This window comes from Dermacoccus sp. GAS27A (assembly GCF_044909235.1).
GTDB classification, from domain to species: Bacteria; Actinomycetota; Actinomycetes; order Actinomycetales; family Dermatophilaceae; genus Dermacoccus; species Dermacoccus nishinomiyaensis.
Genome location: NZ_JBIYDW010000001.1, coordinates 405,092 through 429,861, shown reverse-complemented (window position 1 = coordinate 429,861; position 24,770 = coordinate 405,092). Strand labels below are relative to the sequence as shown.

General features: G+C 68.3%; 24 protein-coding genes. 16 read left to right on the top strand and 8 right to left on the bottom strand.

What is annotated here, in order from left to right; genetic code table 11:
* The first annotated feature begins 724 nt into the window (after window positions 1–724).
* From ABH936_RS01910 to ABH936_RS01895, 4 genes are all read left to right on the top strand, one after another.
* Window positions 725–2,101 carry a hemolysin family protein gene (locus ABH936_RS01910; RefSeq protein ID WP_404602365.1) on the top strand — a complete coding sequence of 459 codons (1,377 nt, stop codon included), beginning with the start codon at window positions 725–727 and terminating at the stop codon, window positions 2,099–2,101.
* Window positions 2,098–3,126, top strand: coding sequence for a CNNM domain-containing protein (locus ABH936_RS01905; protein ID WP_006944342.1), 1,029 nt, complete (start codon window positions 2,098–2,100; stop codon window positions 3,124–3,126). Before ABH936_RS01910 ends, ABH936_RS01905 begins: the two co-directional genes overlap by 4 nt.
* A 42-nt stretch (window positions 3,127–3,168) precedes the next feature.
* On the top strand, window positions 3,169–3,651 hold the full coding sequence (locus ABH936_RS01900; RefSeq protein ID WP_404602362.1) for a DJ-1/PfpI family protein: 483 nt from the start codon (window positions 3,169–3,171) through the stop codon (window positions 3,649–3,651).
* 117 nt (window positions 3,652–3,768) lie between these two features.
* Window positions 3,769–4,212, top strand: a complete 444-nt coding sequence (locus ABH936_RS01895) for a nuclear transport factor 2 family protein (protein ID WP_404602360.1) — start codon at window positions 3,769–3,771, stop codon at window positions 4,210–4,212.
* Between the two features lie 104 nt (window positions 4,213–4,316).
* Here the strand turns inward: ABH936_RS01895 and ABH936_RS01890 are convergent, their stop codons facing one another.
* Window positions 4,317–4,637: an ArsR/SmtB family transcription factor gene (locus tag ABH936_RS01890; RefSeq protein ID WP_404602358.1), complete on the bottom strand. Its 321-nt coding sequence runs from the start codon at window positions 4,635–4,637 to the stop codon at window positions 4,317–4,319.
* Window positions 4,638–4,777: 140 nt separating this feature from the next.
* Here ABH936_RS01890 and arsB point away from each other — a divergent pair, with 140 nt between their 5' ends.
* Both arsB and ABH936_RS01880 read left to right on the top strand, forming a co-directional pair.
* On the top strand, window positions 4,778–5,860 hold the full coding sequence (gene arsB / locus ABH936_RS01885) for an ACR3 family arsenite efflux transporter (protein ID WP_404602356.1): 1,083 nt from the start codon (window positions 4,778–4,780) through the stop codon (window positions 5,858–5,860).
* Window positions 5,847–6,323, top strand: coding sequence for a low molecular weight phosphatase family protein (locus tag ABH936_RS01880; protein ID WP_006944362.1), 477 nt, complete (start codon window positions 5,847–5,849; stop codon window positions 6,321–6,323). Before arsB ends, ABH936_RS01880 begins: the two co-directional genes overlap by 14 nt.
* Window positions 6,324–6,518: 195 nt before the next feature.
* On the opposite strand, the gene ABH936_RS01875 is transcribed toward ABH936_RS01880, so the two are convergent.
* Together ABH936_RS01875 and ABH936_RS01870 are read right to left on the bottom strand one after the other, a co-directional pair.
* Window positions 6,519–7,583, bottom strand: coding sequence for an alcohol dehydrogenase catalytic domain-containing protein (locus ABH936_RS01875; RefSeq protein ID WP_404602382.1), 1,065 nt, complete (start codon window positions 7,581–7,583; stop codon window positions 6,519–6,521).
* A gap of 70 nt (window positions 7,584–7,653) precedes the next feature.
* Window positions 7,654–8,223 carry a DUF421 domain-containing protein gene (locus ABH936_RS01870; protein WP_404602353.1) on the bottom strand — a complete coding sequence of 190 codons (570 nt, stop codon included), beginning with the start codon at window positions 8,221–8,223 and terminating at the stop codon, window positions 7,654–7,656.
* 377 nt (window positions 8,224–8,600) lie between these two features.
* Here ABH936_RS01870 and ABH936_RS01865 point away from each other — a divergent pair, with 377 nt between their 5' ends.
* Window positions 8,601–9,833, top strand: a complete 1,233-nt coding sequence (locus ABH936_RS01865; protein WP_404602351.1) for a S1C family serine protease — start codon at window positions 8,601–8,603, stop codon at window positions 9,831–9,833.
* A gap of 128 nt (window positions 9,834–9,961) precedes the next feature.
* On the opposite strand, the gene ABH936_RS01860 is transcribed toward ABH936_RS01865, so the two are convergent.
* Window positions 9,962–11,326, bottom strand: coding sequence for an FAD-dependent oxidoreductase (locus ABH936_RS01860; protein WP_404602349.1), 1,365 nt, complete (start codon window positions 11,324–11,326; stop codon window positions 9,962–9,964).
* A gap of 243 nt (window positions 11,327–11,569) precedes the next feature.
* Window positions 11,570–13,108 (bottom strand): sugar porter family MFS transporter, encoded by a 1,539-nt coding sequence (locus ABH936_RS01855; RefSeq protein WP_404602347.1) that lies wholly within the window; start codon window positions 13,106–13,108, stop codon window positions 11,570–11,572.
* Between the two features lie 178 nt (window positions 13,109–13,286).
* Between ABH936_RS01855 and ABH936_RS01850 the strand changes: the two genes are divergently transcribed.
* The 3 genes from ABH936_RS01850 to ABH936_RS01840 all read left to right on the top strand — a co-directional run bounded on the left by ABH936_RS01850 (window position 13,287) and on the right by ABH936_RS01840 (window position 16,309).
* The gene (locus tag ABH936_RS01850) at window positions 13,287–13,574 is read left to right on the top strand and encodes an acylphosphatase (protein WP_074039250.1); all 288 of its coding nucleotides are present in this window, start codon (window positions 13,287–13,289) and stop codon (window positions 13,572–13,574) included.
* Between the two features lie 58 nt (window positions 13,575–13,632).
* Window positions 13,633–14,712 (top strand): methyltransferase domain-containing protein, encoded by a 1,080-nt coding sequence (locus tag ABH936_RS01845; RefSeq protein ID WP_404602344.1) that lies wholly within the window; start codon window positions 13,633–13,635, stop codon window positions 14,710–14,712.
* 172 nt (window positions 14,713–14,884) lie between these two features.
* The gene (locus ABH936_RS01840; protein WP_404602342.1) at window positions 14,885–16,309 is read left to right on the top strand and encodes a cation:dicarboxylate symporter family transporter; all 1,425 of its coding nucleotides are present in this window, start codon (window positions 14,885–14,887) and stop codon (window positions 16,307–16,309) included.
* A gap of 150 nt (window positions 16,310–16,459) precedes the next feature.
* On the opposite strand, the gene ABH936_RS01835 is transcribed toward ABH936_RS01840, so the two are convergent.
* Window positions 16,460–16,879: an organic hydroperoxide resistance protein gene (locus ABH936_RS01835; RefSeq protein ID WP_165583620.1), complete on the bottom strand. Its 420-nt coding sequence runs from the start codon at window positions 16,877–16,879 to the stop codon at window positions 16,460–16,462.
* A 211-nt stretch (window positions 16,880–17,090) separates the two neighbouring features.
* Between ABH936_RS01835 and ABH936_RS01830 the strand changes: the two genes are divergently transcribed.
* From ABH936_RS01830 to ABH936_RS01820, 3 genes are all read left to right on the top strand, one after another.
* A complete protein-coding gene (locus ABH936_RS01830) occupies window positions 17,091–18,554 on the top strand; it encodes an amino acid permease (RefSeq protein ID WP_404602340.1) in 1,464 nt (487 codons plus the stop codon).
* Between the two features lie 168 nt (window positions 18,555–18,722).
* Window positions 18,723–19,130, top strand: coding sequence for a hypothetical protein (locus tag ABH936_RS01825; protein WP_038568045.1), 408 nt, complete (start codon window positions 18,723–18,725; stop codon window positions 19,128–19,130).
* A gap of 76 nt (window positions 19,131–19,206) precedes the next feature.
* A complete protein-coding gene (locus ABH936_RS01820) occupies window positions 19,207–20,316 on the top strand; it encodes a malate/lactate/ureidoglycolate dehydrogenase (protein ID WP_165583623.1) in 1,110 nt (369 codons plus the stop codon).
* 23 nt (window positions 20,317–20,339) lie between these two features.
* On the opposite strand, the gene ABH936_RS01815 is transcribed toward ABH936_RS01820, so the two are convergent.
* Window positions 20,340–21,659, bottom strand: coding sequence for a trypsin-like peptidase domain-containing protein (locus ABH936_RS01815; RefSeq protein ID WP_404602337.1), 1,320 nt, complete (start codon window positions 21,657–21,659; stop codon window positions 20,340–20,342).
* Between the two features lie 155 nt (window positions 21,660–21,814).
* On the opposite strand from ABH936_RS01815, the gene ABH936_RS01810 reads away from it, so the two are divergent.
* The 3 genes from ABH936_RS01810 to ABH936_RS01800 all read left to right on the top strand — a co-directional run bounded on the left by ABH936_RS01810 (window position 21,815) and on the right by ABH936_RS01800 (window position 23,981).
* Complete coding sequence (locus ABH936_RS01810) at window positions 21,815–23,206, top strand: cystathionine beta-synthase (RefSeq protein ID WP_074039241.1); 1,392 nt, start codon at window positions 21,815–21,817, stop codon at window positions 23,204–23,206.
* A gap of 36 nt (window positions 23,207–23,242) precedes the next feature.
* Window positions 23,243–23,470: a hypothetical protein gene (locus ABH936_RS01805; RefSeq protein WP_136788277.1), complete on the top strand. Its 228-nt coding sequence runs from the start codon at window positions 23,243–23,245 to the stop codon at window positions 23,468–23,470.
* A 172-nt stretch (window positions 23,471–23,642) separates the two neighbouring features.
* A complete protein-coding gene (locus ABH936_RS01800) occupies window positions 23,643–23,981 on the top strand; it encodes an EamA family transporter (protein WP_165583627.1) in 339 nt (112 codons plus the stop codon).
* Here ABH936_RS01800 and fdhD read toward each other — a convergent pair.
* A complete protein-coding gene (gene fdhD / locus ABH936_RS01795) occupies window positions 23,971–24,744 on the bottom strand; it encodes a formate dehydrogenase accessory sulfurtransferase FdhD (RefSeq protein ID WP_207623164.1) in 774 nt (257 codons plus the stop codon). The two genes, ABH936_RS01800 and fdhD, sit on opposite strands and share 11 nt — an antisense overlap.
* Window positions 24,745–24,770 lie beyond the last annotated feature (26 nt).

Genomic DNA, 24,770 nt, shown 5'->3' with positions numbered 1-24,770 from the left:
CGAGTTCGAGAACGCGTTCTATGCTGTCCCCAACGACAGCAATCTGCTGATCGGAATCAAATAGCGCGAGTCTCCATCAGACCCAGGGCGCTTCAGATCGTCCCACTTGAGGACCTTGGCGCGCGGTGTTCCGCCCCGGTTGCGTAGCTGTCCGCGACCTAACCGGCTGTCCGGGCTCAGGCCTGGCCGTGACCAATCGACATCGACATCGTGAGGTTTACGGAATGGCAGTCATTCGCGACAATCGCCTCTTATCCTCGCTCACGAATCATCGCCACCCAGCATGGTTGTTCCGCCCTACATGGCAAGGTTTCCTGAGAACCAACACACGGCCTGTCGCTTTGCTTCCAGGGTGAACCAAGAGCAGATAGCCAGGACCACGCCGCCTATTTGCTGCATCCAATTTGAACCGCGCCGCCCGGTTACAGGCCGACCGGGTGGAATGACCGCTTCTTGTCCCCGATGAGGGAAACGGCCGGTGCTTCCCGACCGGACGTGGGTCGTCGAGCGGTAGCGGCACCCGGTGCACCGCCGCCCGTACGCGGACTAAAAGAGATGGGGACACAGTACGGGCTACGCTGGGCCGTCACGCGCAGAGCGCGCGAGACGCGCCCAGTGCGGCTGTCGCGAACCCACGATCGGGAATACGGATGAACCCCCTACCACCGCCGCCCTTTCCCAACATGTTCAGCGGACCCGGGGCGGAACGGCCATGAACGACGCCTTGTCTCTCTTGACCGGTGTCGTCGTCGTTCTTGCGATCACCGCAGTGACGGCGTACTTCGTGGCGCAAGAGTTCGCCTACATGTCCGTGGACCGCTCCAAGCTGACGGCTCGCGCGCAGGCAGGCGATGACACGGCACGCCGCACCCTCGCTATCACCCGCCGCACCTCGTTCCTCCTGTCCGGCGCGCAGCTCGGTATCACCGTGACAGGCCTGCTTGTCGGCTACGTGGCCGAACCACTCATCGGAATGGCGCTGTCGTCCATGCTCGGCGGAGTCGGCATCCCCACCGGCATCGGCCTGACCGTGGGCGGCATTCTCGCAATCACCTTCTCCACGTTCGTGCAGATGCTGTTCGGTGAGCTTTACCCGAAGAACTACGCTATAGCTCGCCCCGAGCAGGTCAGCGGCGCTCTCGCACGGTCGAGCGCCCTGTACTTGAAGGTGTTCGGCCCGGCCATCTGGGTGTTCGACAAGTCCGCTGAGCTGCTGTTGAAGCGTGTCGGCATCGAACCGGTGCACGACGTCGAGCAGGCCGCCACAGCGGATGACCTGCACCACGTTGTCGAGGCGTCGAAGCAGACGGGCGACCTCGCGCCGGAACTGTCAGACATGCTGGATCGCATCATCGACTTTCCCACCCAGAACGTCGATCACGCGATGATCCCCCGCGCTCAGGTCGACTCAGTGCGAACTGAAACAAACATCGCTGAGATGCGCGCTCTCATGGCGAGCGGGCACACGCGCTACCCCGTGATCGACGGCACCGACGACGTCGCCGGTGTCGTGCACCTCGTCGATGTGCTCGCCGCGCAGGATGGCGCTCGGCCGGTCTCGTCGGTGATGCGTCCGGCACTGATCGTTCCTGAGCTGATGGGGTTGTCCACCGCGTTGAGCGAACTCGACCGCGCCAAGCAGCAACTCGCATGTGTCATCGACGAGTTCGGCGGGTTCACCGGCATCATCACCGTCGAAGACCTGGCAGAGGAAGTTGTCGGGGAAATCACCGACGAGCACGACCCGGTCCTACCCGAGTATGCGCCGCTGCCCGATGACGGCCAGTGGGTGATGCAAGGGTCCGTGCACATCGACGAGGTCGAACGTGCTCTTGACGTAGACCTGCCCGAGGGTGAATACGAAACGGTCGCGGGCCTCGTGGTGGGTCGCCTCGGTACGCTCCCGCGCGTCGGTGAGCGTGTCGTCATCGACGTACCCCAGGGCCCGCGTGTACTGGCCGTGGATGAGGACGCCCCGCCATCCCGCCTCGACATCGAAGTTCTTGCTGTGGAACGGCACGTGCCGTCCCTGCTCAGGTTGACCCTGCTCGAACCAGAATCAGCCCCGCACGACACCGAGGAAGAAGGGAGCGACCGATGAATCCCTTCGCCACGACTATCGCGACAATCGTCATCATCGCCCTGTCAGCGTTCTTCGTCGCCGCCGAGTTCTCCCTCATCAACGCGCGCACCCACCGCCTTGAAGACAACCCGTCAGCGTCCGCGCGTGCCGCGCTTCGCAGCTCGGGCGAAATCACGATGCTCCTCGCAGCGTCACAGCTTGGGATCACCGTGTGCACCCTCGCATTGGGTGCCATCACCAAACCTGCCGTGCACCACGCCCTGCTGGGACCCCTGGAGATGGTCGGCCTGGGTGAGACGGCTGCCGACGTCGCCGCGTTCGTCCTCGCGCTCATCATCGTCACGTTCCTGCACCTCGTCATCGGGGAAATGGCGCCCAAGTCATGGGCGATCGCACACCCCGAAAAGTCCGCGATCATGCTGGCGCTGCCGATGCGCGCTTTCATGCGTGTCACACGTCCGATCCTTGCGGCGTTGAACCGTGCCGCGAACTGGCTCGTGCGCCGCTCCGGTGTCGAACCGGTCGAGGAAGTCAGCGAATCGCAAGACTCGACGTCATTGCGCCAGCTCGTCGAGCACTCAGCGAGCGTCGGAGCGCTCGACCTCGCCTACCGCACCTCACTGACAAGCGCAATCGACCTTGAACGCCTGACGATCGCAGACCTGCTTGACGGGCGTGGCGCCCCTACGGCGGCTCCCGCCACGGCAACCGTCGGTGATGTTCAGGCTGCCGTGATGCGCAAGGGGCACACGCGCGTGTTGCTGATGGAGCCCGCCGGCGCTGGTTCCGGCGTACGGGGCATCGTGCACGTGCGAGACACGCTGATGCTCCCCGCGGCGACACCTGCGGACACCGTGGCCCGTCCCGTCCTCGAACTGCCCCGCGACACGGCCCTGCATGAAGCGCTTCGGCTGATGCGTGAAGGCAGCCACCAGCTCGCCGTCGTCACCGACAACGGCGCTTTCAGTGGCGTCGTCACCCTGGGCGACATCCTGCCCAAACTGCTGCCCCGCGCAGACGCGGTGACAGACGGCGCGGCGTGACGCTGGCCTCACCGAGCTATTTGCCTGCTTGGTTCACTTCGGATGCAAACCTGGAGCCGTCATCGACGCTCCGCGAAGGGCCTGATCCTCACACCGCGCGCGGAGAGGTCAACATTCCCCGGGGCCGACGTCGTCATCGAGCCCGGGGGCGACGGTTCGCTCGAGCGTCTGCGAAACGAGAGCCACCGCGGCTGGCTGCAGGAGGCTGCGCAGCGAGGTGCCATCGTCGCGAGTGTTTGCACGGTCGCTCGCCTCCTTGCCGCCGCGGGGTTGCTGCACCAGCGCCCGTTCACGACCTACCACGACACGTTCGACAGCGTCGCGGCCCTCGACCCCAAGGCCCAACCATGCCCGGGTCAGCAATGGATCGACGACGGGCAGGTCATCACGGACGCAGGCGTCTTCGCCGGCATCGACATGGTCCTGCATCTCGTCGGACGCCCCGCCACCCCTGAGCGCGCACGCGAGGTCCAAGATGGGATCGAGTACCGCCCGGCGCCCCCGACGTGGGCGTCCCGATCATGACCGCGGTGTGCCCCGCCGACGCGGGGACGAGCACGTCGCACACCTCGTTGGCGTGGCGCGGACGTGTGATCGAACGCGTAGCATCCATCTGAACGACAACCATTCCAGGAGACCGCCATGAACGCACCCCGTCCCCCTGTCCCACCCTTCACAGCCGAGACAGCGGCCGCAAAGGTGCAAGCTGCCGAAGACGCGTGGAACACGCGAGAGCCCGAACGCGTCGCCGGCGCCTATACGCCGGACACCGTGTGGCGAAACCGCGGCGAGAGCATCGTCGGGCGTGACGCCGTCATCGAGTTCCTCACTCGCAAGTGGGCGCGCGAACACGAATACCGGTTGCGCAAGAACCTGTGGGCGTTCACCGACGACCGCATCGCCGTGCGTTTCCAGTACGAGTGGCATGACGATGACGGTCAGTGGTGGCGTTCCTACGGCAACGAGCTGTGGCACTTCGACGCCGACGGTTACATGAGCCGTCGCGAGGCGAGCATCAACGATGTCGCCATCACCGAGGCCGAACGGCGCGTACGGCCCGGACGAGGCGAACTTCCCCCCTCCTGAACCCGCGCGCTGGCAGCGGCGCCAGCGTTCGAGTCACACCCGGTGCTGCAAGCGTTGATCACAGGGGCGCACGCGCGACGGAGGTGACGCCTCCAGCGTTGTCGCTACGACCTCGCGAGCGTCGTCCCGGCCGCCACTCGAGACGACTCGACCCCCAGAAGCTCCCGAACCGGATCCAGCGACCCGGGCACACTGCGGTAGTAGACCCACGTGCCGCGACGTTCTGAGGTGACGAGCCCCGCGTCGCGCAGCTTGCGCAGGTGATGCGAGATCGTCGCCTGCGACAATTCCAGGTCCGGCAGGTCGCAGACACAGATCTCCCCCGGCGCCGCCGCGACGATCGCGTCGAACAGGCGTAGACGCGCCGAATCGCCGAGCGCCTTGAACACGGCAGCAGCGCGCGCAACATCTTCGTCGTTCGCCACGACTCGAGGCGCACCATCCCGCGACGTCGCCTCACCCCGCCGCTCACACCCGTCGATCGTCACTCAACTATTTTGACACATGTCGAATCACGCCTCACGATGGCACCGTATTCACCGATGACGAAACAAGGCGGCCGACCGTGAACTCCCCTGCATCGCCCCGCGCGAGACTGTCGACGCTCGACCGCTTCCTGCCCGTGTGGATCATCGCCGCCATGGTGACAGGCCTCCTGTTGGGACGCCTCGTGCCCAGCCTCGACGACGCCTTGTCAGCCGTCGAGATCCAGGGGGTCTCGCTGCCCATTGCCATCGGGTTGCTCATCATGATGTACCCGGTGCTCGCCAAGGTGCGTTACGACAAGCTCGACGCCGTCACGTCCGACCGGCGGCTACTCGGCGCGTCGCTCGCACTCAACTGGATCGTCGGGCCGTTGCTCATGTTCGCCCTCGCGTGGATCTTCCTGCCGGATCTGCCGACCTACCGCACCGGCCTCATCATCGTCGGCCTCGCGCGCTGCATCGCCATGGTCATCATCTGGAACGACCTCGCCTGCGGCGACCGCGACGCGGCTGCGGTGCTCGTCGCGCTCAACGCGCTGTTCCAGATCGTCGCGTTCGCCGCGCTCGGCTGGTTCTACCTCAGCGTCCTGCCCGGCTGGCTCGGCCTCGACCAATCACATCTCGACGTCTCCCCCTGGCACATCGCCGCGTCGGTTCTCGTCTTCCTCGGCCTCCCGCTGCTCGCGGGTTACCTCAGTCGCCGCATCGGCGAGAGGCGTTGGGGCCGTAAGGCGTACGAGTCGCGTTTTCTGCCCCGCATCGGGCCGTGGGCGCTCTACGGCCTATTGTTCACCATCGTCGTCCTGTTTGCGTTGCAGGGCGCACAGATCACGTCGCACCCCCTCGACGTCGCCCGCATCGCGCTGCCCCTGCTCGCCTACTTCGCGCTCATGTGGGGCGGCGGCTACCTGCTCGGCCGGGCCCTGGGCATGGGCTACGAACGGACGACGACTCTCGCCTTCACCGCTGCCGGCAACAACTTCGAGCTCGCCATCGCCGTCGCCATCGCGACGTTCGGCGTCACCTCCGGCCAGGCACTCGCCGGGGTCGTCGGCCCGCTCATCGAGGTCCCCGTTCTCGTCGCTCTGGTCTACGTCAGCCTGGCCCTGCGCGATCGCTTCCCCCAACCCATGCTCGAGGCCGGCCACGATGCCCCGCGCTGACCGTCCCACCTCCTCGCCCGATGGCGCAGCTGACGCGGATCGTCGACCGCGCGTCCTCTTCGTCTGCGTCAAGAACGCTGGCAAGTCGCAGATGGCGGCCGCGCTCACGCGCCATTTCGCTCGCGAGCGCCTCGATGTCCACTCCGCCGGCACTCAGCCCGGCAGGGCCGTGAACGCGGAGTCGGCGACCGCCGTCGCCACCCTCGGCGCAACCTTCGACGGCGAACATCCCAAGGCCATCGACCCCGCCGTGCTGCGTACTGCCGACCGCGTCATCATCGTCGGCTCTGCTGCACGGCTCGAACCGATCGACGGCATGCTCGCAACGATCGAGACGTGGCACACCGATGAGCCGTCGACGCGCGGCATCGAGGGCACCGAGCGCATGCAGCTCATCCGCGACGACATCGCCGAGCGCTGTCGCACGCTCGTCAGCGAGATGCTCCACCGAACTCAGGGGTGAACAGAACTACCTCCCTTGGGCGCAAGATGGCCTTGTCGACGCCCCGCCCGTTGATCCGTCGCACCTCGCGCCCTCGGGCCCGCCATGACGCTGGGCGACGACGCACAGGACGGACGCTTCTTCGTCTGTGTTGTCGTCGTCCGGAGTGGTTACTGCCAACAGCACGCGTACCGCGCTCGCCACGAGCTGGGTGCGTCAGCGACGCGGGTCGATCATCGTCACGCCGGAGAGCGGCGAAGCGTCGAACGACGGCAGCATCGCCGCGCCGTCGTCGAGGCTGACGGTGCGGGCGATGAGTCGCCCGGGATCTAGTCGGCCGTCGTCCACGAGCGCCAGCATCGCCGGATAGTCGGCGGCGGCCATGCCATGGCTGCCGAACACGTCGAGCTCCCAACCGATGACGCGCGCCATCGGCACGCGCGGATGCCCGTCCACCGGCGGCAACAACCCCACCTGCACGTGCCGCCCACGACGCCGCAACGCATGAATCGCGTCAGAACACGTCGATTCGCTGCCCACCGCGTCGACGGCGACGTGCGCTCCGCCACCCGTGATCTCGTGGACGCGGGCCGCCACGTCGACGGGCTCGTTGGTCTCAGCGACCCCGGCGCCCCTGGCCAGGACGACGGCGTCCGCGCCCTCGCGCGTCGCGAGCGCGAGCGCGTCGGCGTTGCGGTCCACGGCGACGACACGCGCCCCTAGCGACTTCGCGATCATGACGGCGCTGACTCCGACTCCCCCGGCGCCGACGACGCACACCCAGTCACCCGGCTGCACATCAGCACGAGCCGTCAGAGCTCGAAAGGCCGTCGCGAACCGGCATCCGAGGCTCGCGGCGGCCGCGAAGCTCACAGCGTCGGGGATGGCGACGAGGTTCGTGTCCGCGCGTCGCGCGACGACGTACTGCGCGAACGATCCCCAGTGCGTGAACCCCGGCTGATCCTGGGTCGGACAGACCTGCGCGTCACCGGTGCGACACCACTCGCAGGCGCCGCAGCCCTCGACGAACGGCATCGTCACCCGCTGCCCGACCCGCCAGTTCGCGACGTCCGAACCGACGTCAGTGATCACCCCGGCGAACTCGTGACCGGGCACGTGCGGCAGCTCGACGTCATCATGACCGGCCCACGCGTGCCAGTCGCTGCGGCACAACCCCGTCGCGCGCACCTCGACGAGGACGGCGTCGTCAGGCAGGGCGGGCACCTCGACCTCCTCGACGCCGACGGCCCCCGCGATCTCTTGCATTACCACTGCGCGCATCGTCATCCCGCCACTGTGGCAGATCAGGAGAACACGTGCTCTACGGAAGCCACCCGATCTCGAGGGGTGTTCAGCGGCCGCCGGTCGTATCGACGTCACCGAACCCCGGCGGCAACCCGGCGATCCCGACCAGCAACTGCGGGTCGATGCTCTCGCCGCGCCGGACGACCGTCAGCGTGCCGCGCGGTTCTAGGACGGCGAGGGCGACGTCGTCGAGGTGCCGCACTCCCCCGGCTCGCAACCGTTCGTGCAACCGCTCGGCGGTGAGGCCGACGTGGCGCAGGGCGTCCGGGCGTGCCCGCCCGTCGATCATGACGGCCCACGCCCGCGCGCGACCCACGGCGCGGTGGCTGCGCATCGACATCACCGCGTGCAGCCGTCCGAAACCGAACTCCAGGACGAACAGGGTGGCCATCGCGACGAGCGCACCGCACAACGTCGGCGAGTTGCCCAGCATCGCGCGGGCGCACAGCGCCCCGAGGACGGTGAACACGGCGACGGACATCGTCGAACCGGCCGCCAGGTACCGCACACCCCAAAAATGTAGGATCGCGACGAAGACGGCGTACAGCACCACTGTCGCGACCACGACGCCGACGACGCCACTGGCGCTGATGCCGACGTGCGGCCAGATGTTCACACCGCCCCCTTTTCGCTCCTGTCGCCCGGCGACCAGTGTCTCCTACCCCCTCACACCGTTCCGAGCCGGCCCCGGCGCGCGCGGCTGCACGACTATCACGCATCTGCACGAGGAACATCGCGCACATTCCTCGTGCAGATGCTCAAAAGTCGGGAAACGTCGCGGCCGTGCGCTGCGCGCCCTCCACCACCTGCCGCGCGGGCGTCAGCCGACACAGCGACTCCACAGGTCGGCGACAGCGGACCCCACGGTGCGTCACCTTCACTGGGTCTCAACACGTCGACGCACCGCCGTCGCCGTCGCCCTCGCGCCAACACATCGCGACGCCGGGGACCACACCATCGCAAGCCCGAGCACTCGCCCCCAAGGAGCATCCCATGCGCAGCCCCGCCCTCGTCGCCCTCACCGCAGCATGCTCGGCCGCCATCGCCGCCCCCTTGGCGATCGGCGTGCACGACGGTTCCCTCAACGCGTTCGACGCTGGCTCCGTCACCCGTCAGCTGCGCAGCCAGCTCGACGCCGCCAGCGCTGGCAGCACCACCGGTTCGGGCAGCTCATCCACTGACGCGAATCAGGGCGGCGCCTCGATGCCGCAAACCGCACCGGACGGCTCGAGCACGTCGCCCTCGAACGGCGGCGCGCAAGCCAGTGGCGCGTCCTCCAGCGGAACGACGACGCGCGCCACCGCCGCTCAGAGCAAGGGCGTCGTCATGATCGACGTGGCCACCCCGAGCGGTGAGGCTGCGGGCTCCGGCATGGTGCTCACGGCCGATGGCACCGTCCTGACGAACTACCACGTCGTCTCCGGCTCGACGCAGATCCGCGTCACCGTCCCGAACGGCGGGTCATACACGGCGAGCGTCGTCGGGCACGACGAATCCCACGACGTCGCCGTGCTCAAGCTCAGCGGTGCGAAGTACCTCGATACCGTCACTCTGGACACCGACGGGGTCAGGACGGCCGAAGAGGTTCTCGCCGTCGGTCAAGGCGGCGGCGAGGGCGTGCTCTACGCCGCCTCCGGCATCGTGACGGCGACGGGGCGCTCGATCACCGCCTCCGAGCAGGGGTCGTTGTCGTCCGGTGAGAACCTGACGAACCTCGTGCAGACGAACGCGCCCATCGTCGGCGGCTACTCCGGCGGGCCTCTGTTCGACGCCGCGGGCAAGGTCGTCGGAATCGACACCGCCGCATCCGCGACGAACTCGCTCACCGGCTATCAGCGCAGCAACGCCGAGGGGTACGCCATCCCGATCACGCAGGCCAAGTCGATCGCCGACGACATCCTCGCCGGCCGCAAGACGACGACGAATCACATCGGCGCGAAGGCCGCCCTCGGCGTGGCCGTCGTCCCGAGCTCGTCGTTGCGGGGCGCGAGCGACACCGGCGTCGTCGTGCAGCAGGTGCTGAACGGCTCGGCTGTCGCAAGCACGGGGATGACGGCGGGTGACACGATCACCGCCCTCGACGGCAAGGCCGTCACCTCGACCGACTCCCTCAGCTCGCTCATGGACACCCGCTACCCCGGTTCGACGATGAAGGTGACGTGGACCGACACCTCCGGCGCGTCGCACACGGCGTCCGTCACGCTGCAGAAGTCGACCGCGAACTGACGCGTCGCGGGTCTCGAGGTGGCCTTGCGCCATCTCGAGACCCGCGTGCCCGGCAACGGGACGCACGAGAGCAACTCGCCCCCTTGCATCCCGATCCAGCCGGGCCGGGCGCCATCGTCAGCAGCTCGTCAGGACGCAAGATCCTCGGCGTATGCCCGACCGGCGGCGATCATGTCCTCACGGGACACGACCTTGACGCGCTCGCGGCCGGCGCTCTCGCCGAGGGCGATCTCGTGGGCGTCGAGACGCTCCCAGTGATCCCAGAGCGTGATCTCGACACCCGAATCAAGCAGGTGACGCAGCAGCGCGTCAGGGTCGCCGCCACTGGGCGCGGGCAGCGAGTCGAGGTCCTCGAGCAGGCACGCGATGGTCTCCGACGCATCCGACTTCGTGTGCCCGATGAGCCCGACGGGGCCGCGCTTGATCCACCCCGTCACGTACGTCGCCGGCATCGCCTCGCCGCTGACGTCCGTCACGCGACCCGCCTCGTTGGGCACGACGCCCGCGGCGTCGTCGAAGGGCAGGTCCCGCAGCGGCGAACTGTAGTACCCGACGGCGCGGTAGACGGCCTGCACGTCCCAGTCGCGGAACTCGCCCGTGCCGTGCGTCGTCGCGTCGCCGTTGAACTCCTGGTGCTCGGTGCGCAGGCCGACGACGCGGCCGTCCTCGCCGAGGATCTCGACGGGCGCCTCGCACAGGTGCAGGTGGATCTGGTGCGGCGCGCCGCTCGGCTCGTTCTCGAGGTACTTGAGCAGCGTGTTGACGACGAGCTTCGTCGACTTGCTCGCGTTGATCGCGGCCTGGCCGGCCTCATCGATCTCGAAGCCCTCCTCGTGCACGATGACGTCGATGCTCGGGCTGTGCGACAGCTCGCGGAACTCCATCGGCGAGAACTTCAGCTGCGCCGGGCCGCGGCGCGCGAAGACGTGCACCTCCGTCGCCTGGTTCGCCTTCAACCCCTCGTAGACGTTCTGCGGGATTTCGGTCGTCAGCTGCTCGTCGGCGGGCTTGGCGAGCATGCGCGCGACGTCGAGGGCGACGTTGCCGGCGCCGAGGACGGCGACCTTGCGCGCCGTCAGCGGCCATTCGCGCGGCACGTCGGGGTGGCCGTCGTACCAGGAGACGAAGTCTGCGGCGCCGAAGCTACCGTCGAGATCGATGCCGGGGATGTTCAGCGGTCGGTCGCTCGAGGCGCCCGTGGAGAAGATGACGGCGTCGTAGTGCTCCTGCAGCTGTTCGAGGTCGAGGTCGGTGCCGTAGTCGACGTTGCCGATGAAGCGGATGCGATCTCCCGACAGCACGCGGCGCAGCGCCTTGATGATCTCCTTGATGCGCGGGTGGTCGGGCGCCACGCCATAGCGCACGAGGCCGTACGGTGCGGGCAGCCGGTCGAACAGGTCGACGCGCGCACCCTCGTGCTGCTTCGTCAGGATGTCCGAGGCGTAGATGCCGGCCGGGCCGGCTCCGATGACGGCGACGCGAAGGTCTCGCATGCAATCCCCTTCTGCAGGTGGCACGGCGTTGGCCGTGCGGTGGTGGCGTCGTCGGGCAGGGTGATGTCCGGCAGGCGTCATGAACGAGTTGTTAGCGTAAACATAACCAGGCATTACTTGTCGAACGGTTCGTCGACGCTTCTCATGCCATGTTAGGTCTGCCTAACGTCCAGCACCAATCCCCCACGACGCGAACGGCGCTCGCCTCTCGCGAGACGAACGCCGGTTTGCGGCGGGATGCCGTCAGGCGTCGGCGGGCGAGCGCTTGCGCCCACGATGTGGCAGGAACGTGCCGTCCTGCAGGCTCGACTCGATCTCTTCGAGGCTGCGACCCTTCGTCTCAGGAACGAAGACGTACACCGTCACCCAGGCGATGACGTTGATGACGGCGTAGAAGATCATCGCGCCCGGCAGCGACAGCCAGTCGATGAGCGTGAGGGCGGTCAGAGTGATGAGCAGGTTCGAACCCCACAGCGCGGCCGCGTGCAGCGCCGTCGCCGCCGAACGCACCTTGAGCGGGTACAGCTCCGAACCCATGAGCCACCCGACGACCTGGATGCCGCCGGCCTGGAAGAACATGAAGGACAGGATGAGCGCGAGCGCGACGCCCGCAGGCGGGTCGTCGTTCGTCACCCAGAACGCGATGCCGAACGCGGCGATAGACACCGCCGCGCCCGGCAGCATGACGAGCATGAGACGGCGACGCCCGATGCGGTCGACGACGAACTTGCCGAGCGTCGTCATGACGAGATAGACGACGCCGACGCCGACATTGCCCGCCTGCGCCATGTGGTCGGAGAAGCCGACGTTGTTCTTCAGGATCGTCGGCGTGTAGTAGATCATCATCTCCAAGCCGGTGATCTGCGTGAAGATCGCGACCATGATGCCGGCGAACAGTGCCGGGCGAATCCACTTCTCGCTGAACAGGGTTCGCCACTCCCCCTCACCGGAGGCCTGCTGCTCCTCGCGGTAGGTGCGCTTGATCTCGGCGATCTCCGCGTCGACCGCGCGCGTGCTCGGACGCACCCAGCGCAGCACCCGACGAGCAGGTTTGACGAACCCCTGCTGCACCAGCCAGCGTGGACTCTCCGGCAGCGGCTTCATCCCGATGAGCAGCACGAGCGCCGGAACGACAGCGGCGGCGATGCGGACGCGCCAGCTGATCGCGGAGTCGCCGAAGTAGTTGACGAGGCTCGCGGTGAGGATGCCGACGCCGATCGCGACGTTGAAGAACGTCACATAGCTGCCGCGCTTCGCGGGCGGTGCGAGCTCGGAGATGTACGTCGGGATCGCCATCGTCGAGCCACCCACGGCGAGGCCGAGGAAGACGCGCGCGAGCGACAGCGTCCACCAGTCGTTCGCGGCGCCGCTGAGCAGCACGCCGATCGCGAACACGGCCGCGATGCCGATGATCGCCTTGCGCCGCCCGACCCTCTTGACGATGACGCTCGTGCCCAGCGCACCGAGCACCGCGCCGAGCAGGATCGATGAGGTGATGATCTCCGTGATGTTGTGCGCCGCCGAGCCGAAGCGCTCCTCGTTGATGTGGAACTCTTCGGTGACGTGCAGCATCGCACCCGAGATCACGCCGGTGTCGTAGCCGTATAGCAGCCCGCCGAACGCGGCGATGAACGACACGTGCAGCACATGTCGACGCGCCAGACGCTCCGCTTCAACGGGGCTGACGTCGTCGTCGCGGGCTGCGTCGGGGATGCCGCCGAGGCGACGCTCGGCGTCGGTCAACTCGTTCGGGGCGCCCTCGGCACCCGGTGCGTCGGACATGCGCCATCCATTCTCGAGGCCTGCCCAGCGACGCGACAGGAGGAACCAGGGTCGAGAGTGAACCTATCCAACGCGCGTTCGGGCTGCGAAACCGGCCGGCGCGGCACCCGAGACCCGGCCACGGCCCCCACTTGCGGCGCTGATGCAGGCCAGCGGGCCGCTGACGTACCGTAGGCGCATGTCAGTCTCGAACCAGTCCCGCGCGGTCGATCTGCGCGTCACCGGCACCGTTCAGGGCGTCAGCTACCGTGCCGCGTGCGCCGAGCAGGCGCGCACGCTGGGACTCGTCGGATACGTCGAGAACCTCGATGACGGCGCGGTGCACGTCGTCGCCGAGGGTACGCCGGACGCCGTCGAATCGCTCGTGGACTGGTGCCACGACGGCCCCGCCGCGGCGTCCGTCGACGACGTCGAGGTGCGAGACGTCGCCCCCGAGGGTTACGACGACTTCACCGTCCGCCACTGAGCGCGTGCACTGCCACTATTTCGACGTCGGTGCGTGCCGCTCGTGCACGAACCTGACCGTGCCGTACGACGAGCAACTCACGCGCAAGCAGACGTCCGTCGAGCACGCCCTCGCCGCACGAGTGGCGCCCGAGGCATGGCTCTCCCCCGCCGCATCGCGCCCGGCCGCGTTTCGCAACAAGGTGAAGCTCGCCGTCGGCGGCCACGTCGACGCTCCGACGCTCGGGCTCGCACTGCCCGGGCGCCCGGCCGTCGACCTGCGCGAGTGCCCCATCCAGGAACGGCCGATCTGGGACGTCGTGCCCGACCTCGCCGGGTTCATCACCTACGCACGTCTCATGCCCTATGACGTCGACGCGCGCACGGGCGAGCTCAAGTTCGTCATCGTCACGACCAACACTGACGGCGAGTTACTCGTCCGCTTCGTCGTGCGCACCAATGACGGAGTCGACCGGCTCAGCGCCGCCCTGCCCGCCCTGACGGACCGCCTGCCGCAGATCGTCGCCGTCTCGGCGAACATCCATCCGGAGCACAAGGCCGTCGTCGAGGGGGACGTGGAGATCGCCCTGACGCCCAGGCAGACGCTGCGCGCCCCGATCGGCGACGTGACGCTGCACCTGCAGCACCGCAGCTTCTTCCAGACGAACACCGATGTCGCCGCGGCGTTGTATCGCCAGGCGCGCGCGTGGGCCGACGACGTTAACGCTCCTCAGGTGCTCGACCTGTACTGCGGTGTCGGCGGCTTCGCCCTCCATCTTGCGGACGGCACCCGGCGCGTCCACGGCGTCGAGATCGAACCGAGCGCCATCGACGGCGCCCGCCGCAGCGCTGCGGACGCCGGCCTCGAGGCGAGCGTGACGTTCGGCGTCGGCGACGCGAGCACCCTCGTCATGCCCGAGCACGACGTTCCGGATCTCGTCGTCGTCAACCCGCCGCGACGCGGCATCGAAGCGCTCGCCGACGCGCTCGAGCGCAGCTGCGTCGCGCACGTCATCTACTCGAGCTGCAACCCGACGAGCCTCGCCGCCGATCTCGCCGCGATGCCGAGCTTCGACGTGCGGGCCGCGCGACTGTTCGACATGTTTCCGCACACCAACCACGCCGAGGTCGCGGCGCTCCTGTCACGCCGGCCCGCGTGAGTTGAGTCACGGCCCCAACTCGTAGTCGACCGGAGCCCGAGAGCGCCCCCGCCCGCAGACGGCATCGATTTCGTCACAAAATCCGGTGTGAGGCGCCCCACCTCATAGGTTGTCTGATCTTCACCCTAGGGTGAACGGCGTCACAGTTCAGCCGCAAGATCGGGAGCCATCCGTGCCGGATCAGTACGACCACGACGTATCGTCGTCACCCACGCCACCACCGCGCAGTTCCGCCGAGGGCGCGCCGCCGGAGGTCTCCACGGCCGCGACATCACCCAAGAAGGATCGCAGCCACTACCTCTACATCGGCGTCATCGTCGCCGTCATCGCCGGCATCGTCTTCGGTCTCGTCGCGCCGGATACGGCGAAGGCCTGGAAGCCGCTCGGTGAGATGTTCGTCAGCCTCATCAAGATGATGATCACGCCGGTCATCTTCTGCACGATCGTGCTGGGCATCGGCTCCGTCCGCAAGGCCGCGACGGTCGGGCGCGCAGGAGGCCTGGCGCTCGCCTACTTCCTCACCATGTCGACGTTCGCGCTTGCGATCGGTCTCGTCGTCGGCAACATCATCCAGCCGGGCCACGGGCTGACGGTCAAGCACGGATCGGCCGACAAGTACGTCAAGACGGCCGAGAAGTCGGGCGGGTTCATCGACTTCCTCAAGAGCATCATCCCCGACACGTTCTTCTCCGCGTTCACCTCCGGCAGCGTCCTGCAGGTGCTGTTCATCGCACTACTCGTCGGCTTCGCCATCCAGCGCATCGGCGACTCCGCCGAACCCGCGCTGCGTGCGATCGCCACGATGCAGAAGATCGTGTTCCGCGTGCTGTCGATGGTGCTGTGGCTCGCCCCGATCGGCGCGTTCGGTGCGATGGCGGCCGTCGTCGGCGAATCCGGCGCCAAGGCCGTCGGTGAGATGGCGAAACTGATGGCGGGCTTCTACGTCACGTGCGCGCTGTTCATCTTCGTCATTCTCGGCGCGCTGCTGTGGGTCGTCGCGCGCGTCAACATCTGGAAGCTGCTCAAGTACCTCGGCCGCGAGTTCCTCCTCATCCTTGCGACATCGTCGTCGGAGTCGGCGCTGCCGAACCTCATGGCGAAGATGGAGCACGCCGGCATCGACCGCTCCACCGTCGGCATCGTCGTGCCGACGGGGTACTCGTTCAACCTCGACGGCACCGCGATCTACCTGACGATGAGTTCGCTCTTCATCGCCGACGCGATGAACATGCCCATGTCGATCGGGGAACAGATCGGCCTGCTCGTCTTCATGATTGTCGCCTCCAAGGGTGCGGCCGGCGTCACCGGCGCCGGTCTCGCCACCCTCGCCGGCGGCCTCAGCAGCCACAAGCCCGAGCTCGTCGACGGCGTCGGCCTCATCGTCGGCATCGACCGCTTCATGTCAGAGGCCCGCGCACTGACGAACTTCGCGGGCAACTCGGTCGCGACCGTCCTCATCGGCACGTGGACGAAGACGATCGACCGCGAGCGCCTCGGTGACGTGCTCGGCGGGCGCGACCCGTTCGACTACTCCTCGATGGAGGACGATCCGCACTCCTCCGGCGTGCGCGGCGCGTCGCCCGTCGCGCAGCACTGACGGTTTCGAGCGTCACGACGCATGACGAGCGGGCCCCACCTCGAGGTGGGGCCCGCTCGTCATGTCATTCACGCTGCCGCGGCGACGCGCCGTCGCGCGGCCGGTTCAGCCGACGCGGCGCCCGCGCGAACCGTTCTCGGTCGCTGCGCCTCAGTCCTCGCTGACGGTGACGATGACGTCGATGTTGCCGCGCGTCGCGTTGGAGTAGGGGCACACCTGGTGCGCCTTGTCGGCGAGCGCCTGCGCCTCGTCATGCGGCAGGTCGGGGATGACGACCTCGAGTTCGACGGCGAGGCCGAAACCCTCACCGGCCTTGCCGATGGAGACGCGCGCGCCGACGCTCGACTCCCCCAGGTCGGCCCCCGCGCCGCGGGCCACCATCTGCAGTGCCGAGTGGAAGCACGCGGCATATCCGGCGGCGAAGAGCTGCTCGGGGTTCGCGCCGTCACCCGAACCGCCCATGGCCTGCGGGACGGCGAGGTCGAGGTCGACGCGGCCGTCACTGGAGTGGACGTGGCCGTTGCGGCCGGCGCCGGTGGCGAGTGCTTCTGCTGTGTAGATCGGTTCCATGCTCGGTGCAACAACGCGAGACCGCCGGCCATTCCATGACGGCGCCGCCGTCGGTGCTGCAAGGAGCGCCACCGTCATGGATCGACGACGGCATCCACCCCAACGCAGCGTTATGCAACCTTGATGCGAAAGGCGTGTGTCACGTCACACCGATGAAACATCTTGCTCATAAGCTCCCCTCGACGCGTGACCACGATCAGGAAGGCAGCGCATGTCGACACCCGCAGCGCCGGTTCATGAGGAACCGGCCGGCGAGCACCTCTCCCGGGGGCTCTCCAACCGCCACATCCAGCTCATCGCCATCGGCGGAACGATCGGCACGGGCCTGTTCATGGGCTCGGGCAAGACGATCAGCGTCGCCGGCCCGTCCGTCATCCTCGTGTACGCGATCATCGGGTTCTTCCTGTACTTCGTGCTGCGCGCTATGGGTGAGTTGCTGCTGAGCAACCTCAACTACAAGTCGTTCGCCGACTTCGCGGGCGACATCCTCGGCCCGTGGGCCTCGTACTTCGTCGGCTGGACATACTGGTTCTGCTGGATCGCGACGGCGATCGCCGACACGACCGCCATCGCCAAGTACATCCAGTACTGGTGGCCCGACACCCCGTCGTGGATCCCCGCCGTCGGCCTCGTCGCGCTGCTGTTCCTGCTCAACCTGCCGAGCGTCAAGGCGTTCGGCGAGCTCGAGTTCTGGTTCGCGCTCATCAAGGTCATCGCGATCATCACGCTCATCGTTGTCGGCCTCTACATGATCTTCACGGGCAGCTCTCACGGCGGGCAGAAGTCGTCGTTCTCGCACCTGTGGTCGCACGGCGGCATCTTCCCCATGGGGTTCATGGGCTTCGCCGCGGGCTTCCAGATCGCCGTGTTCGCGTTCGTCGGCGTCGAGCTCGTCGGCACCGCCGCTGCTGAGACGAAGGACCCGGAGAAGAACCTGCCGCGCGCCGTCAACTCGGTGCCGATCCGCATGCTGCTGTTCTACGTCGGCGCGCTCGTCATCCTCATGTCGGTGCGTCCGTGGACGGAGTTCAAGGCCGGCGAGTCGCCGTTCGTCAAGATGTTCGCCCTTGCCGGGCTCGCCGCGGCAGCGGGTGTCGTCAACTTCGTGGTCATGACGTCGGCCGCCTCGTCCGCGAACTCGGGCATCTACTCGACCTCACGCATGGTCTACGGCCTCGCCGAGGAGAACGACGCGCCGCGTGTGTTCTCGTGCCTTTCACGCAACCGCGTGCCGGTGGCTTCCCTCGCCTTGTCGTGCGGGTTGCTGCTGCTCATCGGCCTGCCGCTGCTCGGCGCGAGCGGCAGCGTCGCCGACGCGTTCGACAAGATCACGACGGTCTCCGCGATCTGCTTCATGTTCGTGTGGACGATCATCCTCATCAGCTACGTCGTCTACCGCCGTCGGCGCCCGCACCTGCACGAGGCAAGCACCTTCAAGATGCCCGGTGGCGTCGTCATGTGCTACGCGACGATGGCGTTCTTCGTCTTCGTGCTGTGGACGCTGTGGATCAAGGACGACACCCGTCAGGCGTTGCTGTGGACGCCGCTGTGGTTCGTCATCCTGCTCGCCGCGTACTTCCTCGTCGTGCGTCGTCGCCCGGCGCACGAGCAGCTGCGTGCCGAGCACGCCGCGAAGGTGGAGCGCGAGAACGCCGAGATCACGCGTCGTAGCTGACCCGGCTCGCCCACGACGACGGGGTGTCGTCCGCTCAGGCGGACGACACCCCGTCGTCATGTCGACACGCGGCTGTGAGTCTCGTGCAGTCGCAGTCGGCTCATCCCCAGGTGTGACGGCTGTGGATGACGAACGCGGCGCCGCGAAGCCAGGCGTCAGGGTGGAGCCATGACTGCTGCGCACGAACCCATCACCGACCTCACCGAGCTCGTCGCGACGTGGACGACGCTGCTCGAGACCGCCCCGCTGCGCGGGCGCAACCTGTGGCTGATGTTCCTCGACCCGAGCGCCCGCCCGCTGCCGGCCCTCACGCAGATCGAGGGCCTCAGCCTCACCCCGGATGCCCGCTCGATCGACAGCCTCGGCGAGCTCGTGCGTCACCTCGTCGACGATGATCGCGTCCCCAGCGGCGCGGCACTGTGCCTCGAACGATCGGGCACGACCGGCGCGTCACCGTTCGAGGAGGGCTGGGCCGACGCCCTGACCCGTGAGCTCGGCGAGCACCTCGCGTGGCCCGTGCTCGTGCGCACACCCGGCGGCATCACACCCGTGCGGTTGTGGTCGAGCGCGGCCTGAGACGTGCGTCGTTCGTCGGCACCGGATCGGCGCGGGCGCCGCCCGGGCCCGATTCGCGGACGCCTACGCTGGAGACATGACGTCCAATCCTGCCGCCGTGACCACACGCATCGTCCCGCCCGCCGTGGCGCACGACCTCGTCCGCACCGTCTGTGACGCGCTCGGCAGCGACGAACGCGAGGCGCGCCTCGTCGCCGACCACCTCGTCGCCGCCAACCTCGCGGGGCACGACTCGCACGGTGTCGGCATGATCCCGACGTACGTCGGCTCGGCCGCCATGGGCGGGCTCGTCGTCAACGCCGAACTGGAGACGGTGACGGACGCAGGCGCCGTCCTCGTCGTCGACGGCGTGCACGGCTTCGGTCAGGCGATGGCGTTCGACGCGATGGCGGCCGGCATCGAACGGGCCCGCGAGTACGGTCTCGCGCTCGTGGGCCTGCGCAACTCCCACCACGTCGGCCGCATCGGTCACTGGGCCGAGCAGTGCGCGGCGGCGGGGCTCATCAGCATCCACTTCGTCAACGTCGGCGGCAGCCTCATGGTCGCGCCGTTCGGTGGCAGCGACGCCCGTTTCAGCACGAACCCGTTCTGCGTCGCCTTCCCGCGCGTCGGCGAACCGACCATCCTGCTCGACTTCGCGACGAGCGCCATCGCGTACGGCAAGGCGCGTGTCGCGCACAACAAGGGCGTCGAGGCACCCGAGGGCAGCCTCATCGACCACGAGGGGCGCCCGACGAACGACCCGTCGGTGCTGTTCGACGAACCGCACGGTGCGCTGCGTGCCATGGGTCTGCACAAGGGCGGGGGCCTGGCCATCATGTGCGAACTGCTCGGCGGCGCCCTCACCGGCGGGCTGACGACGCGTGAGGAGACGGCGCACGATGCGACCTCGATCTACAACTCGATGACGAGCATCCTCATCGACCCGAACGCACTCGGCTCACTCGACTCCGGTGCGGCCGACGCCTTCCTCGAATGGGTCAAGGCCTCCCCCGCGCCCGCCGGCGCCGAGCATGGGCCGCTGCTGCCCGGCGAGGTCGAACGCGCCACGCGCGCCACCCGCACCCGCGACGGTCTGCCTGTCGACGAGACGACGTGGCGCGGCATCGCCGACGCGGCGCGCGCCGCAGGCGTCCCCGATGACGACACCACCCTCGCCGCCTGGAACGCCTGCGCCGCCGCCTGAGCGCGTCAGAGCTCCTGAGCCCCTCAGCCAGCCGTCACGCTGACGTCGTCGACGAGGAAGCTCGTCGCGAGGTCGGCGTCCTCGCTCTCGCTGAAGCGCAGCGTGACGCTGCGGCCCTTGTACGCCGACAGATCGACGGTGTGACGCACGTAGTCGCTGCTCGCATCGAGGTTCGAGGCTGACGCGACACGCTTCGTCGAGGTGCCGTCGACGACGTCGAGACTGAACGTGTCGTAGGCGCGCGAGCCGGTCTCGGCCGTCACCACACGGCTCCAGTACGTCAGCGTCGGGGTCTTCGCGTTCGCGGGGATCGTGACGCTCTGGCTGAGCGATTCGCTGACGCGTCGGCCGTTGCCGCCCAGCCACGCCTTCGCCGCGCCGCCGTGCGCGGCGTAGGTCATATCGGTCGTGATGGCGCCCGTCGTGCCGCCCCAGCCGCGGGTGCCGGATTCGAAGTCACCGTTGACGAGAAGATTCGTGTCCGGTGTAGGAGTCGGCGTCGGGTCGGTCGGCGGCTGCGCGGGCGTCGCGCCGAACAGGGTGCAGCCCTTGAGCCCGAGGTCGATGCGCCCGGCGGTGAAGCACGCGGTGAGCGGGTACGTCTGCTGACCGTAGCTCTGGCCCTGGTGGACGCTGACGTTGCCCGCCGCGTCGACCTCGCACGGATTGTCGAGCGTGCAGCGCTCGCCGTCGTCGTTGCCGGTGTTGTTGATGCCGATGACGGTGCCGCTCGTCGCATCGACGATCGGCGAGCCGGAGCTGCCGTGCGGCGTCTGGCACGTCGAGTAGCGGATCGAGTCGTTCATCGTGTAGCCGCCCTCCTTCAACTGGTACACGAAACCGTTGATCGCGCAGCCGTAGTGCTGCTTCCAGTAGCCCGACGGGATGTCGATGCTCGCCTCGTCGCTCGGGTGCGTGGCCGCGAGCGGGCGAGCGGTGACGTTCTTCGCCGCGAGCTGCGCGTACGTCGACGTGCTGCGGTACACGGCGACATCGGTGCCCGTCATCGTCGCGTACTGGAGTCGATCGAGTGTCAGCTTCGCCACGGTGTGCGCGTCGCTGCCGCCGAGCACGGTCGCCGAACGTGTCACGGCCTTGTCGTAGACGAACGTCAACGGCTCCGGCATCGTGCCGATGCAGTGCCCGTTCGTCAGGACGAGGGCCTTGTCGGTGTCGGCAGCGCCGGGGAAGCGCACGAGCGAACCCGAGCAGTTGTCGAGCGCGACGATCGCGTCGTACGTGGCGAACCGCGTCGCGGCGCTCGATGCGGGAGCCGAGGCGAGGGTGGCTGCGCCGAGGACGGCGCTGAGCGCGACCAACGGGATGCGGGTGCGAACGACCATGGGGATCTCCTGGTGATGAGGCGGGCGCACCCGCGTCGACACGGCGTTGTCACACCGCAAGTCACACAGTAGAACGACAGGTCATGTCCGGGTGGCGTTGAGCGTCGGAGAATTCTCGCCACGCCCCTACCGGCGCGGCATGAAATGATCCAGCCATGAACTATGCGGAGAGCGTCGTCGATCTGGTCGGAAACACCCCTCTGGTCAAGCTGGGCACCGTCGCGCGTGAGGCGGGCGTGCGCGCGACCGTCCTCGCGAAGGTCGAGTACTTCAACCCCGGCGGCTCGGTCAAGGACCGCATCGCCCTCAAGATGATCGAGGCGGCCGAGGCCTCCGGCGAGCTGAAGCCCGGCGGCACCATCGTCGAGCCGACCTCGGGCAACACCGGCGTCGGTCTCGCGCTCGTCGCGCAGCGCAAGGGTTACCGCTGCATCTTCGTCTGCCCCGACAAGGTCGCCAAGGACAAGATGGACGTGCTGCGCGCCTACGGCGCCCAGGTCGTCGTCACGCCGACGTCCGTCGCGCCCGACCACCCGGACTCGTACTACTCGGTCTCCGACCGCATCACGCAGGAGACGCCCGGGGCGTGGAAGCCGAACCAGTTCTTCAACCAGCACGGCCCGCAGTCGCACTACGAGACGACCGGCCCGGAGATCTGGCGCGACACCGACGGGCGCGTCACGCACTTCGTCGCGGGCGCCGGCACGGGCGGCACCATCTCGGGCACCGGCCGCTACCTCAAGGAGGTCAGCGCCGAGCGCCCCGAGGCCGACGGTGGGCCCGTGCGCATCATCGGCGCCGACCCGGAGGGCTCGATCTACTCGGGCGGCACCGGGCGTCCCTACCTCGTCGAGGGCGTCGGTGAGGACATGTGGCCCGGCGCCTACGACCCGTCGGTGCCGGACGACGTCATCGCCGTCAACGACGCCGAGGCGTTCGCCATGACGCGTCAGCTCGCCGAGAAGGAGGGCCTGCTCGTCGGCGGTTCGAGCGGCATGGCCGTCGTCGCCGCGCTACGCGTGGCGAAGGACCTGCCCGAGGACGCCGTCGTCGTCGTGCTGCTGCCCGACTCCGGGCGCGGCTACATGTCGAAGATCTTCGACGACGCGTGGATGAACTCCTACGGCTTCATCACCGGCGAGGGCGAGCGCACCGTCGGCGACGTGCTGCAGGCCAAGTCCGGCGACCTGCCCGACCTCGTCCACACCCACCCGCAGGAGACGATCCGCGACGCGATCGACATCATGCGCGAGTACGGCGTCAGCCAGCTCCCCGTCGTCGCCGCCGAGCCGCCCGTCATGCTCGGCGAGGTGCGCGGCGCCGTCAGCGAGCGCACGCTCATGGACCTGTTGTTCGCCGGGGACGCGCAGCTCAGCGACGCCATCGCCGACCACCTCGGCGAGGGCCTGCCGCTCATCGGCCGCGGCGAACCGGTGTCGGCGGCGCGCGAGGCGCTGCATGACGAGGGCGCCGTCCTCGTCGTCGACGGCGGCCGCCCCATCGGCGTCCTCACCCGCTTCGACCTGCTCGAGGCGCTCGCGAACTGACGCCGGACCCTGGCGTCAGGACGCAGGAGTCCCGCCGTGAATCGCATGCCGGTCGGGGCGCAGTTCGTGTTGCTGGCGCTCATGTGGGTTCGAGCTTCCTGGTCACGAAGGTCGGCCTCGAGGTGGCTGTCCGTTGTGCAGGTGCTCGCCCGCATGGCGAGCGGCGCGCTCGCGCTGCTCGCGATCTGTGCGGTGCGGCGCCAACCGCTCCCGCGGGATCGTGCGGTGCGAGGCCACCTGCTCGTCGTCACGATGCTGTTGTGAGTCGTGCCGTTTCTACTCTTCGCGTGGGCCGAGCAGCACGCCTCCTCCAGCCTGGCGAGCATCTAAGACGTGACGACGCCGCTCATGACGATGATCGTCGCCGTCGCGGCGCTGCCGGAGGAACGGCTGACCGCGTGATCGCGCCATCGGCCTCGTCCTCGGCTTCGTCGGCGTGCTCACCATCCTGTCGCCGTGGCACTCGCTCGGCGGTTCGAGCGCGACGGGTCAGCTCGCGTGCCTCGCCGCTACCGCGTGCTACGGCCTCGGCTTCACCTACCTGCGCAAGCAGATCGCTCCGCGTGGGCTGCCGGCGCTCGCCGTCGCGTGCTTCCAGGTCTCGCTCGGCGCGCTCGTGCTCACGCCGTTCGTGGGCCGCGGCGAGGTGCACCTCAGCTGGCGCGTCGTGCTGAGCATGCTCGCGTTGGGCGCACCTGGCACGGGCATGGCGTACGTGTGGAACACGATCGCGAGAGGACGCGGCGCCGTCGAGGGCTCTTCCGTCAGGCGCTGACGCGGTCGGCGCCGGCGTAGATGTTGAAGTGGTCGCGGCGCATCATGCCGACGAGCACGAGTCCGTATTCCTCGCACAGATCGACGGCCATCGAGCTCGGCGCCGATACCGCGACGATGCCGCTGACGCCCGCCGCGACGGCCTTCTGGACGATCTCGAAAGACACCCGGCCGGACACGACGAGCAGCCGATCCGTCGCGGGCAGCTCGCCCTCCATGAGCGCGCGACCCAGCACCTTGTCGACGGCGTTGTGACGCCCGACGTCCTCGCGCACCGGCCCCAGCACCCCGTCGTACGTCGCGAGCGCTGCCGCGTGCAGCCCGCCGGTGCGTTCGAAGGCACGCTGGCCGCGGCGCAGAGCGTCGGGCAGTTCGCGAGCGACGTCGGCGCTCAACACCTTTTCGCACGTGGCGATGGCGGGTCCGAGCGTCAGCTGGTCGGCGCTGCACACGCCGCATGCCGCGCCGGTGACGAACGAGCGCGGACGCGGTGGTTCGACGCCGGCGGCGAGGGTGATCTCGATGGCGTCGGTCTCGTTCTTCCAGCATCCGCGCAGCTGACGGATGTGCTCCGGCGCGCTGGTTCCCGACTCGACGAGCAGCCACCCGGCGGCGAGTTCGGTGTCGTGCCCGGGCGTGCGCATGAGGACAGCCAGGGTCGTGTCGTCGAGGTGCAGTTCGAGGGGCGCCTCGACGACGAGGTCATCGGGGCGACGGCTCATGCCCCCGGCGTTGACGCGGTGGACGGGGCGGCGCGTGGTCATCTGCGGCACCTCGCGAGCGTACTCTC